General features: G+C 63.4%; 18 protein-coding genes. 11 read left to right on the top strand and 7 right to left on the bottom strand.

Annotation, left to right across the window (positions count from 1 at the left end):
* Positions 1-6: 6 nt before the first annotated feature.
* From SM766_RS03840 to SM766_RS03830, 3 genes are all read left to right on the top strand, one after another.
* Complete coding sequence (locus SM766_RS03840) at positions 7-888, top strand: intradiol ring-cleavage dioxygenase (RefSeq protein ID WP_274828306.1); 882 nt, start codon at positions 7-9, stop codon at positions 886-888.
* Positions 885-1724 (top strand): 3-oxoadipate:acetyl-CoA acetyltransferase, encoded by an 840-nt coding sequence (locus SM766_RS03835; protein WP_368946991.1) that lies wholly within the window; start codon positions 885-887, stop codon positions 1722-1724. Before SM766_RS03840 ends, SM766_RS03835 begins: the two co-directional genes overlap by 4 nt.
* 231 nt (positions 1725-1955) lie before the next feature.
* On the top strand, positions 1956-2645 hold the full coding sequence (locus SM766_RS03830) for a glutathione S-transferase N-terminal domain-containing protein (RefSeq protein ID WP_368946990.1): 690 nt from the start codon (positions 1956-1958) through the stop codon (positions 2643-2645).
* Between the two features lie 113 nt (positions 2646-2758).
* On the opposite strand, the gene SM766_RS03825 is transcribed toward SM766_RS03830, so the two are convergent.
* The 4 genes from SM766_RS03825 to SM766_RS03810 all read right to left on the bottom strand — a co-directional run bounded on the left by SM766_RS03825 (position 2759) and on the right by SM766_RS03810 (position 6282).
* Positions 2759-3379 (bottom strand): inner membrane-spanning protein YciB, encoded by a 621-nt coding sequence (locus SM766_RS03825; RefSeq protein WP_065270846.1) that lies wholly within the window; start codon positions 3377-3379, stop codon positions 2759-2761.
* A 36-nt stretch (positions 3380-3415) separates the two neighbouring features.
* Entirely contained in the window at positions 3416-4318 is a 903-nt protein-coding gene (locus SM766_RS03820; RefSeq protein ID WP_368946989.1) for an EamA family transporter, read from the bottom strand.
* Between the two features lie 67 nt (positions 4319-4385).
* Positions 4386-5561: a signal recognition particle-docking protein FtsY gene (gene ftsY, locus SM766_RS03815; protein ID WP_368946988.1), complete on the bottom strand. Its 1176-nt coding sequence runs from the start codon at positions 5559-5561 to the stop codon at positions 4386-4388.
* Positions 5562-5637: 76 nt separating this feature from the next.
* Positions 5638-6282, bottom strand: a complete 645-nt coding sequence (locus SM766_RS03810) for a lysoplasmalogenase family protein (RefSeq protein WP_368946987.1) — start codon at positions 6280-6282, stop codon at positions 5638-5640.
* A 145-nt stretch (positions 6283-6427) separates the two neighbouring features.
* Between SM766_RS03810 and SM766_RS03805 the strand changes: the two genes are divergently transcribed.
* Both SM766_RS03805 and SM766_RS03800 read left to right on the top strand, forming a co-directional pair.
* The gene (locus SM766_RS03805) at positions 6428-7450 is read left to right on the top strand and encodes an alkane 1-monooxygenase (RefSeq protein WP_368946986.1); all 1023 of its coding nucleotides are present in this window, start codon (positions 6428-6430) and stop codon (positions 7448-7450) included.
* A 43-nt stretch (positions 7451-7493) separates the two neighbouring features.
* Positions 7494-7883, top strand: coding sequence for a hypothetical protein (locus SM766_RS03800; protein WP_237028416.1), 390 nt, complete (start codon positions 7494-7496; stop codon positions 7881-7883).
* A gap of 56 nt (positions 7884-7939) precedes the next feature.
* Here the strand turns inward: SM766_RS03800 and xseA are convergent, their stop codons facing one another.
* On the bottom strand, positions 7940-9484 hold the full coding sequence (gene xseA / locus SM766_RS03795; protein WP_368946985.1) for an exodeoxyribonuclease VII large subunit: 1545 nt from the start codon (positions 9482-9484) through the stop codon (positions 7940-7942).
* Between the two features lie 210 nt (positions 9485-9694).
* On the opposite strand from xseA, the gene purD reads away from it, so the two are divergent.
* The 4 genes from purD (at position 9695) to SM766_RS03775 (ending at position 13134) form a co-directional block, all read left to right on the top strand.
* A complete protein-coding gene (purD, locus tag SM766_RS03790) occupies positions 9695-10960 on the top strand; it encodes a phosphoribosylamine--glycine ligase (RefSeq protein WP_274832449.1) in 1266 nt (421 codons plus the stop codon).
* An 83-nt stretch (positions 10961-11043) separates the two neighbouring features.
* Positions 11044-11925: a bestrophin family protein gene (locus SM766_RS03785; RefSeq protein WP_368946984.1), complete on the top strand. Its 882-nt coding sequence runs from the start codon at positions 11044-11046 to the stop codon at positions 11923-11925.
* A gap of 112 nt (positions 11926-12037) precedes the next feature.
* Entirely contained in the window at positions 12038-12655 is a 618-nt protein-coding gene (locus SM766_RS03780) for a LuxR C-terminal-related transcriptional regulator (RefSeq protein ID WP_368946983.1), read from the top strand.
* Positions 12652-13134, top strand: coding sequence for a GNAT family N-acetyltransferase (locus tag SM766_RS03775; RefSeq protein ID WP_368946982.1), 483 nt, complete (start codon positions 12652-12654; stop codon positions 13132-13134). The genes SM766_RS03780 and SM766_RS03775 overlap by 4 nt, the downstream gene beginning before the upstream one ends.
* Positions 13135-13263: 129 nt before the next feature.
* On the opposite strand, the gene SM766_RS03770 is transcribed toward SM766_RS03775, so the two are convergent.
* Positions 13264-13989, bottom strand: coding sequence for an FG-GAP repeat domain-containing protein (locus SM766_RS03770; RefSeq protein ID WP_368946981.1), 726 nt, complete (start codon positions 13987-13989; stop codon positions 13264-13266).
* A gap of 107 nt (positions 13990-14096) precedes the next feature.
* The gene (locus SM766_RS03765; RefSeq protein WP_065270855.1) at positions 14097-14420 is read right to left on the bottom strand and encodes a 2Fe-2S iron-sulfur cluster-binding protein; all 324 of its coding nucleotides are present in this window, start codon (positions 14418-14420) and stop codon (positions 14097-14099) included.
* Between the two features lie 153 nt (positions 14421-14573).
* Here SM766_RS03765 and SM766_RS03760 point away from each other — a divergent pair, with 153 nt between their 5' ends.
* Positions 14574-14987: an OB-fold nucleic acid binding domain-containing protein gene (locus tag SM766_RS03760; protein ID WP_368946980.1), complete on the top strand. Its 414-nt coding sequence runs from the start codon at positions 14574-14576 to the stop codon at positions 14985-14987.
* A 51-nt stretch (positions 14988-15038) separates the two neighbouring features.
* A complete protein-coding gene (locus SM766_RS03755; protein WP_368946979.1) occupies positions 15039-15647 on the top strand; it encodes a peptidoglycan-binding domain-containing protein in 609 nt (202 codons plus the stop codon).
* The last annotated feature ends 33 nt before the right edge of the window (positions 15648-15680 follow it).

The following is a 15680-nucleotide window of genomic DNA, read 5'->3' as shown; positions in this document are numbered from 1 at the left end:
GCGACAATGAGCGATCAGGAACAAGGGTATTTCACCGAAGAAAACTCAGCCGAGGTTGTCATCAGCCGCAATGCCAACGCCAAGAATGAACGCCTCGCCGAGGTCATGGCGGTGGTGACAAAGCATCTGCATGCCGCCGTGAAGGAGATCGAACCGACGCAGGAGGAATGGTTTGAGGCGATTCAGTTTCTGACCAAGGTGGGCCACGCCTGCAACGACTGGCGGCAGGAGTTCATCCTGCTGTCCGACAGTCTGGGCGTCTCCATGCTGGTCGATGCGATCAACAACCGCAAACCCTCCGGCGCCTCGGAATCCACCGTCCTCGGCCCCTTCCACGTCGAGGACGCGCCGGAGCTGCCCATGGGCGCGGATATCTGCCTGGATCAGAAGGGTGAGCCGATGCTGGTCAAGGGCCGCATCACCGGCACCGATGGCCAACCCATCGCCAATGCCAAGATCGACGTCTGGCAGGCCAATGACGAAGGTTTCTACGACGTGCAGCAAAAGGGCCTTCAGCCCGATTTCAACCTGCGCGGCGTGTTCCGCACCGGGGCCGATGGCACCTATCATTTCAAAGGGGTGAAACCGAAATACTACCCGATCCCCGATGATGGCCCGGTGGGGCAGATGCTGACGCAACTGGGGCGCCACCCCTACCGACCCGCGCATCTGCACTACATCCTCGAGGCAGACGGCTTTGATACGCTGATCACCCATATCTTTGACCCGGATGATCCCTATATCCACTCCGATGCGGTCTTTGGCGTGAAGGAAAGCCTGCTGGCCAAGTTCGATCTGATCGAAGATCCCGCCCGGATCAGCGCAGCCGGTTTCGACCGCCCCTATTACGAGGTCGTGCACGACTTCGTGCTGGCGCCGAAATCATGACGGCGCCCTGCATCATCTGCGTGGCAATCACCGGCAGCTTGCCACGCAAGGAAAACAATCCCGCCGTGCCGATCACCGTCAGCGAACAGATCGAAAGCACCCATGAGGCTTTTGAAGCGGGCGCTGCCATCGTGCACGCCCATGTACGCAACGACGATGAAACCCCCTCCAGCGATCCGGACAAGTTCGCAGCGCTGAAGGAAGGAATCGAAAAACACTGCCCGGGGATGATCATCCAGTTCTCCACCGGCGGGCGGTCCGGCGCGGGCAAGATGCGCGGCGGCATGCTGCCGCTTGCACCGGATATGGCGTCCTTGTCAGTGGGATCGAACAACTTCCCCAACCGGGTTTATGAGAACCCGCCGGATCTGGTCGATTGGCTCGCCTCTGAAATGCGCAGTTATCAGATCAAGCCCGAGATCGAGGCCTTTGATCTGTCGCATATCCTGAAGGCCGCCCAGATGCATGCGGCCGGGCAGATCACGGACACGCCCTATGTGCAGTTTGTCATGGGGGTGAAAAACGCCATGCCTGCAGACAAGGCGGTGTTCGATTTCTACGTCGAAACGGCAAAGCGGCTGTTCGGTGCGGACGCGCCCTGGTGCGCGGCCGGGATAGGGGCAAACCAATCCGTTCTCAATGAATGGTCCGTGGCGGCAGGTGGGCATGCCCGCACCGGGATCGAGGACAATATCCGGCTCGACAAGGATCGCCTCGCGCCCTCGAACGCGGCGCTGGTGAAACGGGTGGTGGCCCTCTGTGAACAGAATGGCCGCAGCGTTGCCGATGCCGCCACCGCGCGCCGGATCCTGGGCCTGCGCCAAGGCGCGCAGTAGCGCATCATCCCGCGCAGCTTCTCCGGCCGTCCCAAGCCGACCGGGGAAGTCCTGATTGCGGCGTCCTCTTCGGTGCCGCGCCTTTCATTCCTCCCCTCCCTCTGCTCACACCAGTTGCCGCCTGCGATCACAGAGTTGTGCGCGCGCCGCTGGTCGTCTTGCTGCCCCGGGGCGATCTATGATCACATGGCGCAGCCAATCACTGGCGACACCGGATAAGGGAACAGGGCATTGCAGGAACCGATCGATCTTTACTACTGGCCAACGCCGAACGGCTGGAAAGTCTCTATCGCGCTTGAGGAAATGGACCTCCCCTATCGGGTGCATCTGATCAATATCGGCAAGGGTGATCAATTCGCGCCGGAGTTCCTCAAGATCGCCCCCAACAACCGCATGCCCGCGATTGTCGATCCCGCTGGCCCGGGAGATGCGCCCCTGTCCCTGTTCGAAAGTGGCGCCATCCTGCAGTATCTTGCGCGCAAGACCGGGCGCTTCTACGGCGCCGACGAACGGACGCGCCTAGTGGTGGATCAATGGCTGATGTGGCAGATGGGCGGGGTTGGCCCGATGGCTGGTCAGGCGCATCACTTCCTGAAATACGCGCCCGAGGACCTGCCCTATGCCAAGGACCGCTACAGGTCCGAGGTCGCCCGGCTCTATGGCGTGCTGGACCGGCAACTGGCCGAAAACGAATATGTGGCGGGGGATGAGTTCACCATCGCCGATATGGCGATCTGGCCCTGGGCGTCGCTCTGGGAAGGACAGGAACAGACGCTGGAGGACAAACCGCATCTGGCCCGCTGGCTGGACCTTCTGTGGCAGCGCCCCGGCTTGGTGGCAGGGCGTGCCCTCCACGCCGATCTGCGCGCCGACCGCTCGGACAGCAAGGCGCAGGAAATCCTATTTGGCGGCAAGGACTGACAGCGCCTTCATGATGCCAACCGCAGCGCGCCCTGCGCGCTGCCCGGCCCAAGGCTGTTTGTGGCGCATCCTTGATGCGCCACACAGGCACGGGAGCCCTGCGCGCCGGAAATTCACGCCTTGGGGTCTTCGACCTCTTCGTCTTCCTCAAGACCGTATTTCTGCAGCAGCGGCCCCTGGGTCATGAAGAACAGGAACATCGCCACCGGCAGACCGAAGGTCTTGAAATAGACCCATGTGTCAGTGGTGAAGAACCGCCAGATCACCTCGTTGGCCACGGCCAGACCCAGGAAAAAGCCGCAGATCCGCCGGGTGAGGATCATCCAGCCCGCTTCTTCCATCGGCATGACTTCTTCCATCACCACCTTCAGCCAGCTTTCGCCGCGCATCAGCCCGACGGCCAGCAGCCCGCCGAACAGCAGGTAGATCATCGTCGGCTTCATCTTGAAGAACCGCTCGTCGTTGAACCAAACCGACAGCCCGCCGAACAGTACGACCAGAACCAGCGTCGCCAGCTGCATCTTCGACAGGTGCCCGGTCAGTTTCCACAGAGCGGCAGTCGACATCATCATCAGCGGCACAAAGGCAGCCGTCACCAGGATGAAACCCTTGTATTCCTCGCCCCCGATCAAAAAGATCTCATCCTTAAGCTTCAGATAGCCGATGAAAAACAGAACAATGGGGCCGAACTCCAGCACCATCTTCAGGATCGGATTGATTTTCTTGCCAGCCATTGGCGCTCCTGTTCGGTTGTCTTCCTGCGGCCCGCGTCAGCCGCCCACTTCCACAATCACCGCGCCCAGCGCGATCAGGGACATCAGCGCGATACGCCGCGGCCCCACGGTTTCTTTCAGCACCAGCCAGCCGATCAGCGCGGCAAAGACGGTCGAGGTTTCCCGCAGCACCGCCGCTTCGCCCACCTTGTCGAGCCGCGTTGCCAGCATCACCGCCCCGAAGGAGGCAAAGGCCACCAGTCCGCCAAAGACGCCCCGGACCAAAAGCGGCCCCGGATCCGGGCGCTCTGCCATCTTGCGCCAGCGCAGGTAGGCGACCGGAGGCATGGCGATTGCATCGATCATGAAGAACCAGGCCAGAAAGGTGAACGGGTTCGCGGTGGCGCGGATACCATATGCGTCATAGGTGGTATAAAGTGCCACAAACAGCCCCGTCAGAACCGCAAGGCCCAGCGCCACCATCAGCGTGTCGCGGTTGGTTTCCAGATAGCGGTAGTTATAGGCCGCCAAACCAAAAATCCCCATGAGCAGCACCGCAACGCCCATCCATTGCATCACCGTGAAGGTCTCGGAAAACAGGTAATAGGCGCCGATGACGGTGAATAGCGGGCCAGTGCCTCGGACCACCGGATAAACCACCGTATAGCTGCCCTTGGTATAGGCCAGCGCTTGCAGCACCTTGTAGGCGACGTGAATGATCCAGACCACGGTAAAGATCGGCCACATATGCGGCTCGGGCCAGGGCACGACGAAAAGCGCGAACGGCGCTGCCATCAGCCCGTAGGAGGCGTCAATCGCCCCGCGTGACAGCCAGGGATCGTGTCGCCCTTTTTGAAGTGCACCAAAGACCGCGTGCAGGAAAGCCGCCATCAAGGCCAGCATTAGTGCAGCCTGGTGGCCCGCCTCGGTGCCCTCCAGCGAGATCAGCCAGTCGCTCATCCGCGGTGGCCCTCAGGGCGCGACGGCGCCGGGACAGTGGACCTCATCCGGCCGACGAACCGGCGGCTCAAGATCGGTCCAGCCCGGTCAGGGCCGCGGCAAATTCTTCCGGATCAAAGGGCGCAAGGTCATCGATCTGCTCACCCACACCGATGGCATGGATCGGCAGGCCGAACTTGTCCGCCAGCGCCACCAGCACGCCGCCCTTGGCGGTGCCGTCCAGCTTGGTCATCACCAGCCCCGAAACATCGGCCAGCTTCTGGAAGGTGTCGACCTGGTTCAGCGCGTTCTGGCCAGTGGTGGCATCCAGCACCAAAAGCGTATTGTGCGGCGCGGTCTCGTCCTTTTTGCGGATCACCCGCACGATCTTGGCCAGCTCCTCCATCAGGTCGGCGCGGTTCTGCAGCCGCCCGGCGGTGTCGATCAGCAACAGATCCGCCCCGTCCGCTTCGGCGCGGGTCATAGCATCAAAGGCGAGACTCGCCGGATCCGATCCTTCGGGCGCGGTCAGCACAGGCACCCCGGCGCGGTCGCCCCAGACCTGCAGCTGTTCCACCGCCGCGGCGCGGAAGGTATCGCCGGCCGCAATCACCACGTTCTTACCCGCCGCCTTGAACTGGCTGGCCAGCTTGCCGATGGTGGTGGTCTTGCCGGATCCGTTGACGCCAACAACCAGCACCACCTGCGGCCGCTTGGCGTAGATCGGCAGCGGCTTGGCCACCGGCTCCATCACGCGGGCGATCTCGGCCGATAGCAGTTCCTTGATCTCCTGCGTGGACAGGCGTTTTCCGAACCGGCCTTCAGCCATGTTCGCTGTCACCCGCAGGGCCGTATCCACCCCCATGTCCGAAGCGATCAGCAGCTCTTCCAACTGCTCCAGCATATCGTCGTCCAGCACCCGGCGCGGCGCAGTGCCCCCGGCGCGCCCCATGAGCCGCCCCAGCAGCCCCGGCGATTTCTGCGGCTTTTCAGGCTCCGGTTCGGGAATTGGTTCAGCAACAAGTTTGGGGGAGGTAGGTTTCGGTTCAGTCGCGACAGGCTGCGGCGTAGGCACCTCCTCCGCAACAGGCTCCGAAACTTGCGGTGCGGCCTCAGACGCGGCTTCAGGGGCAGCGGTATTCTCGACAGCAGCCTTATCCTCGGCCTTCTCGTCGGCCCCTTCTGCAACAATTGCATCCAGCCCATCCTCCAGTTTCGAAGAGGATTTGAACAACCGGTCCTTGAGCTTTGTGAAAAACGCCATCGGGGTCTCCGCAGTAAGTCTGTAACTCACCTAATGCGGTTTGCTCGCGGTTGCAAAGCGGATGACAGCCCTGAGGTCAGGAAAATGCATACCAAAAGCCAAGCTGGGCGCCCCAATAGAGCGGCCAGACCGCATAGGGGGCAATCCGGCGCAGCCGGTGCCCCTCGGGCAGGACGAAGGTTTCAAAGGCCAGCACCACGTCCGATGCGACAAAGGCAAGGGCCGCAGGCAGCGCCCAGACCAGCGCGCCCTGCCCCGGCAGGGTGGCAACCGCAGCCCCCATCGACAAGATGATCGGGATGTAGACCAGCACCGCGCCCTTCAGCGCCCCTGCGCGCGGCGCCAGCACCCGCACCATGATGCCGCCCAGAAGGACCAGAGCGATCACGATGGCCAGACCCGGCATCTGCACCAGCTGCGCCATATCGCTTCCCGGCGTGCTGAGGAACAGCACAACATATGCCAGATGCCCGGCGGCAAAGGCCCCGACCCCGGCCATGAAGGCCCCCTCCCCATCGCGGGACAGGCAATAGTCGCCCAGCGCGCAGAGGAGCAGCCCCAGCGCCAGCAGGACCGGAGCCCCGGCAATCAGCGCCAGCAAAGCCAGCAAGGCAACAGAGGAGGTTTTGAGAATACTGCGCAGCAGCCCTGCGGGGCGTGCCGCGAAAAACAGATAGGCCAGCGCGCAGCCCGCTGCGGCACTCAATAATAGGGTTTCCATCCTGACCTCTCCCCTGCCTCATCTCGCTGCGGCAGATGCCACGCGTCAATGCCCCGCATGCTTGCCCGAGGCGATGGCTTCGGTCAAAGGTAACCAAGGGAAAAGCACCCCCTTCACCCCTTTGCACCTGCACAAGGACCGCCCCATGTTCTGGTTTTCCATTGCCAGCCTGACGCCGCCCGTTCTGATCGGGCTTGCCAGCCTCTGGGGCGGGATCTGGAGCTGGGCAGCCCTTGGATCCATGTCCGCACTGGTGCTGGTACTGGACCGGATCGGGCGACGGGCGCAGAACCAGACCGGCGCGTGCGGCGCAGAGGCGCTTCAGGTCGCGTTGGCTCTTGCCCATTTTGCCTTGCTGCTGCCGGTGGCCACATCCCTGCCCCGGATTGGCTGGAACAGTGCGATTCCGCTGGTTCTGGCGCAGGGGTTGTTAATGGGACAGATCTCGCACCCCAACGCGCATGAGCTGATCCACCGCCCAACCCGGGATTTGCGCCGCCTCGGTGTTCTGGTCTATGCCACCATGCTGATCGGGCACCATGCCTCGGCGCATCTGAAGGTGCATCATGTGCATGTAGCGACCCCACAGGACCCCAATACGGCACGGCGCGGCGAAGGCTTTTACCGGTTCCTGCCGCGGGCCTGGATTGGCTCTTTTCGCGCAGGGCTGGCTGCTGAAAACGCCGCGCGGCAGCGCAAGCAGGTCCCCCCGTCGCCCCTCAGCCATCCCTATATCGCCTATATCGCTATCGCCGTACTGTGCTGTGCGGCCGCCTATCTGGCGGGCGGGATCATCGCCCTCTTTCTTTTCCTGTTTGCCACAGCCCATGCGCAGATGCAGATCTTTCTGGCCGATTACGTGCAGCACTACGGGCTGCTGCGCCAAACCCGTGACACGGGCCGCCCGGTGCCCGTCGGGCCGCAGCATTCCTGGAACGCACCGCATTGGTATTCTTCGGCGATGATGCTGAACGCGCCGCGCCATTCCGACCACCACGTCGTGCCCGCCCGCCGGTTCCCCGAACTGCAGTTGACGCCCAATATGCCGACACTGCCGCATTCCCTGCCCGTGATGGGCGCGATTGCGCTGATCCCCTCCCTCTGGCGGCGCAAGATGGGGCGGGAACTGGCCAAACTGAGCGGCAAGCGGTCCGAAGGCTTGGACTGAGCCCCACCTGTCTGGCACACTTCACTCCATGCGGACCTTGTTGATGATTCCCCTCTGCGCTTTGCTGGCTGTCCCCGGGATGGGCAAAGCCGCTGAGCCGATGGGCGCTGAGGAGTTCGACAGCTACACCCGGGGCAAGACGCTGTTCTATGGCTTTGATGGCACCGCCTACGGGGTAGAACGCTATCTGCCGAACCGCCGTGTCATCTGGTCCTTCCTCGATGGCCGCTGTCAGGAAGGGCACTGGTACCAGCAAGCCGATCAGATCTGTTTCCTCTATGAGGACCGCAATGATCCCCAGTGCTGGCGGTTCTCCCTTACCCCCAACGGTCTCAGCGCGCGGTTCCAGAATGACCCCGAAGCCACCGAGCTTTATGAGGCCGAGGATATCGGCGAAGAGATGATCTGCCTCGGCCCCGACGTCGGGGTCTGACGCGCGCTCACTCCGCGCCGAATAGGGAAGTACGGGTCGGCAGGATCAAATTGCTATCAGAACAGCGATCCCTGCTCCCCATCATCCGGGGAGCTCTTTGGTTTGGCCTTGGGCTTGCTGGCCTTTGGCTTGGCTGTCGACGCCCCGCCGCCGCCTGTCTTTGTGGCTGGCGCAAGTGCATCGCTCAGATCGAGCCGTCCGTCTTTGAACTCGATTTCCAATGGCCCCGCTTTTTCGGCCGCGGCGCGGGTGGTGATGACGGTCTGACCGGACCGCACCACAGCATAGCCACGCTCCAGAGTTGCCTTGTAGCTGAGGATCTCAAGCTGCCGCCCCGCCGCCGAAAGCTGTTGCCGCTGCCGGTCAAGCCGTTGCCGCTGCACAGTGTCCAGCCGCTGGCCCAGCTGCGTGATCCGATCCTGACGCCGCTGGATTTCCTGCTGGATGGGCCGCAAGGACAGCCGAGATGACAGGTTGCGCAAACGGTCCGTCCGCCCCGCCACAAGCTGCCGCAGGGTGGAGGGGCGCAGGCTTGCTGCCGCCTCGCTCAGCTGCACGCGGCGGCGCTGCACCACCGAGGTCAGCGCGCGCGGCAAGCCATCGCTGGCCTGATCTAGCCGCTGCCGGGGCGTTTCCAGCAAGGTTTCCGGGCGGGGCAAGGCGCGCGACAGGTCATTCAGGCGTTGGCGACGCAGCTGCACCGCCTGCCCCGCGGCACGCGCCAGCCGGGCACCCTGATTCTCGCTCCAGCCCAGAAGATCCAGCCTTACTGGCACCGCCAGCTCGGCCGCCGCCGTCGGCGTCGGCGCCCTACGGTCCGATACAAAATCAATCAGCGTGGTGTCGGTTTCGTGCCCCACGGCAGAGATCAGCGGAATATCCGAGGCCGCCGCTGCCCGGGCCACGATTTCCTCGTTGAAGCCCCAGAGATCCTCGATCGAACCACCACCGCGCGCCACGATGATCAGATCCGGGCGCGGCAGGGCGCCACCGGGCGTCATGCGGTTGAAACCTTCGATGGCGCGGGTCACCTCCGGGGCGCAATTGCTGCCCTGAACGGCAACTGGCCAGACCAGAACCTTGCGCGGGAACCGGTCCCGCAGCCGGTGCAGGATATCGCGGATCACCGCCCCCGAAGGCGAGGTCACGACCCCGATGATTCCCGGCAGATAAGGCAGTGGTTTCTTGCGCTCAGGCGCGAACAAACCCTCGGCCTCAAGCTGTTTCTTGCGTTTTTCCAGCAGCGCCATCAGCGCGCCCTGCCCGGCGACCGCGACCTCTTCGACGTTCATGTTGTACTTGGACTGCGCCCCGAAGGCCGTGAGGCGGCCGGTGACGATCACCTCCAGTCCCTCTTCGGGCACCACCGACAGACCCGCGACCTGACCTTTCCAGGTGGTACAGGCCAGCACGTTCCGGTCGTCCTTGATGTCGTAGTACAGATGCCCCGAACGCGCCTTGAACACCCGCCCTACCTCGCCGCGTACACGGATCCGGCCAAAGGTGCTTTCCAGGGTGCGTTTCACCTCACCCGAGATCTCGGAAACGGTGAATTCCGGCGCGTTCTGACCGGGGGTGGGATCGTCGAGCAGGTCGGACATCGGCGGATCTTTCGGACTGTTATCTGGGCAGTTGAGGTGGCGGCATGCCTGCGACCATACGCAGTTCTTGTTTTACAGGCCCGCGCAGCATAGAACCCGCGACAAGCATGGCAAGCCCCCGGCGCAGGTGTCATTTCCTGCCCCAGACAGGCCGCTGCCGCATGGCGATATACGCTCCGGTTCCGGGGCGGACAGACCGGAGAAGACGCGATGAATATCCTTATCCTTGGCAGCGGCGGGCGCGAACATGCTCTGGCCTGGGCGGTGATGCAGAACCCCAAATGCGACAAGCTGATCGTGGCGCCCGGCAACGCGGGCATTGCCCAGATCGCCGATTGTGCCAGCCTTGATATCGAGCAAGGCGGCGCGGTGGTGACCTTTGCCGAGGAAAACGCCATCGATTTCGTCATCGTCGGCCCCGAGGCGCCGCTGGCCGCAGGCGTTGCCGACCGGCTGCGCGAAGCGGGCATTCTGGTCTTTGGCCCCTCGCAGGCGGCGGCGGAACTGGAAGCCTCCAAAAGCTTTACCAAGGAGATCTGCGACGCGGCCAAGGCGCCGACCGCAGCCTATGGCCATTTCACCGATGCCGAGGCCGCCAAGGCCTATGTGACGCAACAAGGCGCTCCCATCGTGGTCAAGGCCGACGGTCTGGCCGCTGGCAAGGGCGTCATCGTTGCGATGGATGAACAGACCGCGCTGGATGCCATCGAGGACATGTTCGGTGGCAGTTTCGGCGGCGCGGGCGCCGAGGTGGTGATCGAGGAGTTCATGGAGGGCGAGGAAGCCTCGCTGTTTGTACTGGTGGATGGCGAGGACGTGCTGTCCATCGGCACCGCGCAGGATCACAAACGCGTCGGCGAAGGCGATACCGGCCTCAACACTGGCGGCATGGGCGCCTATTCCCCGGCGCCCGTGCTGTCGGCCGAGATCGAAGCCCGCGCCATGGAAGAGATCGTCAAACCCACCATGGCCGAGATGGCCCGGCGCGGCGCGCCTTATCAGGGCGTTCTTTATGCAGGCCTGATGATCAAGGACGGCCAACCGCGTCTGGTGGAATACAACGTGCGCTTTGGCGATCCGGAATGTCAGGTTCTGATGATGCGTCTTGGCGCCCAGGCGCTGGACCTGATGCACGCCGCCGCCGAAGGCCGCCTGAGTGACGCGCAGGTGAACTGGGGCGATGACCACGCCATCACCGTTGTCATGGCGGCAAACGGCTATCCCGGCTCTTACGAAAAAGGCACCGAGATCGGCGGTCTGGATGCCCTGCCCGAGGACAGCAGCAATATGGTCTTCCATGCCGGCACCAAGGCAGACGGCGGCAAGGTTCTGGCCAATGGCGGCCGGGTGCTGAACGTCACCGCCCGCGGCGACAGCCTAGCTGAAGCCCGCGACCGGGCCTATGCGATGGTCGACCAGATCGACTGGAAAGACGGGTTCTTCCGCCGTGACATCGGCTGGCGCGCCCTGTCGTAGCAGGTACAGTTTCCGGGGGCTGCCAACCTGGTCCGGGGCAGCCCTCAGTTGACCACTCCCACCTTTGTTGAAGGACCCTGCCGATGATCCTGCGCGAAAAGCCCGGCATTGTGGCGTTGTTGTTTGCGGTGCGTGGCTCTGTCCTGCCCCGCATACTGCCGCGCATTCTTGCGGTCTCCGCACTGGCCGCTGTGGTGGTCTGGCTGGACGGAAATATTCTTGCACTGCCCCACACCAACGCGGCGCCCTTTGCAGTCTTCGGCGTGGCCCTGTCGCTGTTTCTCGGTTTTCGCAACAACGCCGCCTATGAACGCTGGTGGGAGGGGCGCTGCCTCTGGGGGCAGCTGCTTGCCGATCTGAGGGCGCTTGGCCGCGATGCGGAGCTGTTCCTGCCGCAGCGCGAAGATCGGCACCAGCTGTTGCGACTGGCGCTGGGGTTCATCCACCTGCACCGGATCAATCTGCGCAAATCATCGGATTTCACCCAGGCAAACGCATGGGCCGGTGAGGATTTCTCGCAAGCGCCGCATCCGCCCTGCGCCGTGATGAACCGGATGACGACATTGGCCGCAACATCCGCGCCCGACGGGTTTGCCCGCAAGGCGCTGTCAGAGCGCCTGTCCTCGATCACCCTGGCCCAGGCCGGATGCGAACGGATCGCCGCGACGCCTCTGCCTTACGTCTACTCGCTGCTGGTGTTCCGGACCACCTATCTCTACTGCCTGCTGATCCCCTTTGCGCTGCTGGAAAGCACCGGCTGGATGACCCCCGTCTTTGTCGCCATCGTGGCCTATGTGTTCTTCGGCCTTGCCGAAGTGACCGAGGAATTATCACACCCGTTCGGCGAAACCGTGAACGGCCTGCCGCTGGATGCGGTGTGCCGGACGGCCGAAATTTCTCTTTGCGGCCATCTGGAGCAAACCCCGCCCGCGCCGATGACACCGCAGAACTATATCCTGACCTGAGAGCGCGCCCATTGCCCGGCCCACCCTGCGGCTTTTGCGCTGTCTATAAGTGTTTTCAGCAGCTTTGCGGTAGGTTACTAACTTGGGTCAAGCCTGGGAGGCACAATGCACAATGGACAAACACCCGGATCCCGCCACGCTGGACAGGCTCTATGCCGACCGCGATCTGGCACAACTTGCCTTTGAATATTCCCCCGTCGGCATCGTGGTGACGGAAAACCGCGTGCTGCGGGAATGCAATCAACGGTTCTGCGACATGTTCGGTTATGCGCGCGAAGACCTGCTGGACCAGCTGTTTTCCTTCCTCTACCCGTCGGATGAAGAGTTCCAGAACCTGCGAAACCGCGGTGACAAGAGCCTTGGACAGGGCAATCCCTACTGGGACGAGCGGGTGATGAAGCGCAAGACCGGGGATCTGTTCTGGGTGCGGGTGCGGGGCCATACCTTTACCCCGGATGAGCCGCTGGGCCGCGCGGTCTGGAGCTTTGCCGATCTGTCGGGCGTGCGCCCCTATCAACCGCTCACCCGGCGCGAACGCGAGGTCTATTCGCTGCTGCGTGAAGGCAAGACCAGCAAGGAGATCGCCCGGATCCTGACGCTCAGCTATCGCACGGTCGAGGTGCACCGGGCGCGGCTTCTGAAAAAGGTTGGAGCCAACAATACCGCCAGCCTGTTCTCCTCGCTCGGGGATATCGGCGGCGATCACGTGGTGGGCGGCAACAGCCCGTGACTGGCGTTTCCTCACGGCTGACACCAGAGCGCCTGGCCGCATCGGATGCACGTCTTGAGGCGGTTCTCGACCTGATCCGGCGCAGCTTTGCCTTCATGGAGGGGCGCATTGACCCGGCCTCCTCGATGCGGCGTCTGACGGTAGAGGCGCTGCAGGAACAATGCCGACGCGGCGAGATCTGGATCCTTGGCACGCCGCCCTTGGCCTGCGTGTTCCTGACCCCGAAACCGGACTGTCTGTATCTTGGAAAACTGGCGGTGGAGGAAAGCAGCCGCGGAGCTGGACTGGCGCGCATTCTGGTGGATCACGCCGTCCAGCGAGCGAAGGATCTGGATCTGCCCGCCGTGGAGCTACAAACCCGCGTGGAGTTGGTTGAGAACCACCAGACTTTTTCACGGCTGGGATTTGTGCAGGTCGGCGCCACGGCGCATCCCGGCTATGACCGGCCAACCTCGCTGACCTTTCGTCGCCCTGTCTGAGGTTGCCCTGTCTGAAGGTGTATCGTCGCCCTCCCGCCCGCTGAGGCACATTCACAGACTGCTTTCAGCCCTTGCCCCGGCGCCGCCCGGTGGTGCAGCGCTCTGCCGCTCCACGGCGGGCATGCCGCCTTATTCGCAGGTTAGAGCATCCTCCACCGACTGCGTCCCGGAAAAGGGGCCGATGTCGCGGGTCTTGATCCCCACGACGGTCAGGCGAGAGGCCATGATGCGAGACCAGCTGGCATTGGCGGTCACAATCTCGGGGTCGTTTTCACAGCTGCGAATGCCGGAGGTGATGAAATCCTGCCCGATCCGGTGATTGGTCAGCCCTTGTAGGCTTGCAACCTGGGTCAGCGTCCTGCCCTCATAGCGCCAGATGCGCAGTGTCTTGGCCAGATGCGGTCGGTCGATATAGGCAAGCTCCACATGGCCATCGCCATCCAGATCTGCAGCGCCGATAGGGGCCAGCCAGCGGTTGCTTTGCCCGATGTGTGGCGTCTCCGCGATCTTCCCATCAGCGCCATAAAGCGCCAGCGCCGCCCCCCGCGCCATATCCGTTTCCACGACCATCACGGCGTCGGCACGGCCATCCAGTGACAGATCCACGAGGCGCGGTTGCAGATCTTCGAACACGTGATCCTTGGGTAATTCGATCTCGACACGCATGGCGGTGCCATTCGGCCCTGCAAATGTCAGGGAAAGACCGGACCATTCTACCGCGTCCCCCAGCACGCCATGGGCATAGCGTGTCGTCGGGCCGGTATACTCGGCGGACAGGATTTCTGCAGTCCCGTTCGGAGCACCCTGTCCGTTATCAAATCCGGCCACTTGCGCAGAGGCGGAACCGCTCGACAAGGAGGTCCCCCACAGGAGCCACAGGCACAACACCTGCCCGGCGCGGCGGATGGTGCGGGGCCAGGATCGTGACGGCAGACGCCGCGCTCCTGCCCCCGGCAAAGTCATCAGATCTGCTTTTCGGGCATCTTTACAACGAGACCGTCCAGAGCATCCGTCACCTTCAGCTGACAGGTCAGACGGGAGCGCTCGGGATCGGGCTCAAAGGCGAAATCCAGCATGTCCTCTTCCATGTCGTCCTTGGCGGGTAGCTTCTCGACCCAGGCAGGATCGACATAGACGTGGCAGGTAGAGCAGGCACAGGCGCCGCCGCAGTCGGCTTCGATCCCCGGAATATTGTTATCCCGCGCGCCTTCCATCACGGTCAACCCGTTGGCCACTTCCACAACATGCTCGGTGCCGTTGTGCTCGACATAGGTAATCTTTGCCATGGTCGTTTCTTCCCCTTCTCGGTCCTTCCCGCTTGTTTATCCAAGGCCCCGCCGCTGCACCAGTGCAATCTGCCCTGACCCGGCCCAGGGGTGGACTTTGACGATGCATGTTCTATTTTTGTTCCTAAATTTCCAAACCACCAAAGCGTCACGATGACACCCGCCCCACCACAGAAAAGCCGCACCGCCCCCGGATGGCCTCGCCCGCCCGCCTGCCTCAGGGCTGCCGAGCTGGAGCGGGTGCCGCAACAGGCCCGCGTCACGGTGGCCGGGCTGGTGATCCTGCGCCAGCGCCCCGGCACCGCCAAAGGGGTAATCTTCATCACGCTGGAGGATGAAACCGGGGTGGTGAATGTCATCGTCTGGCGCAAGGTATACGAGGCCTACCGCCGCGCCGTCATTTCCGGGCGGCTTCTGCGGATCACCGGCCGCCTGCAACGCGGCGACGGTGTCACCCATGTGATTGCCGAGGGGATCGAGGATATCTCGGGCATGCTGGACATCCTGCTGAGCCGTCAGGGACGCAGCGAGGATCCGGCCTTTGCGCCAGTGCAGAAAATGGACTAACCTGCGGCAAAACCCGCCGGTCTGCCTGCAGACCCTCAGAGGTCCGAGCATATGATCAGCGCCCCCTTGCCGAGGCTCCAGATACGACAGCTGAAACGCCCGTCGATGCCGCCCCAGATAAGACATCTGGCAGGGTTGCTGCGGCGCCCCCTGTTCCGGTCCTCGGTCATCCTTCTGACATTCACAGCGCTCAGCGCCTGTACACCGGCCAGTGCCCCCGGCACCGGCGCCGATGCGCGCTCCCGACCTGCAGCCCCGCCCGGCGCGGCGCCGGACAGTTGCTGGGACCGCCACGTCAGCCCCGCCATCATCGAAACGGTAACTGTCCAGGTTTTGGCCGAGCCGGAACAGCGCGACGCCGATGGCCGGATTGTTCAGCCCGCTGTCTTCCGCACCGAAACCCGGCAGGACATCGTGCGCCCGCGCACCGAAAGCTGGCTGCAGATCACCTGCCCCGTCGACATGACGCCGGACTTCATCGCCTCGCTGCAGCGCGCCTTGGCCGTGCGGGGGCACTACAAGGGAAGCGTTACCGGCAAGCTGGACCGGCCCACGCGGCAGGCGATCCTGCGCTATCAGCAGCGACACGGCCTTGAGAGCCACATCCTGTCGCTGGACAGCGCCCGCCGTCTGGGCCTGATCGCGATCCCGAAATCGTAAGCGCAACAGCAGTTCCCCGCCCGCCCCGCCTCT

Origin of the sequence: Pseudophaeobacter sp. A-200-2 (assembly GCF_041008815.1) — a bacterium.
Lineage (GTDB): Bacteria > Pseudomonadota > Alphaproteobacteria > Rhodobacterales > Rhodobacteraceae > Phycobacter > Phycobacter gallaeciensis_A.
Note: the sequence above shows the minus strand (reverse complement) of the source record. Positions and strands in the feature narration are given on the sequence as shown.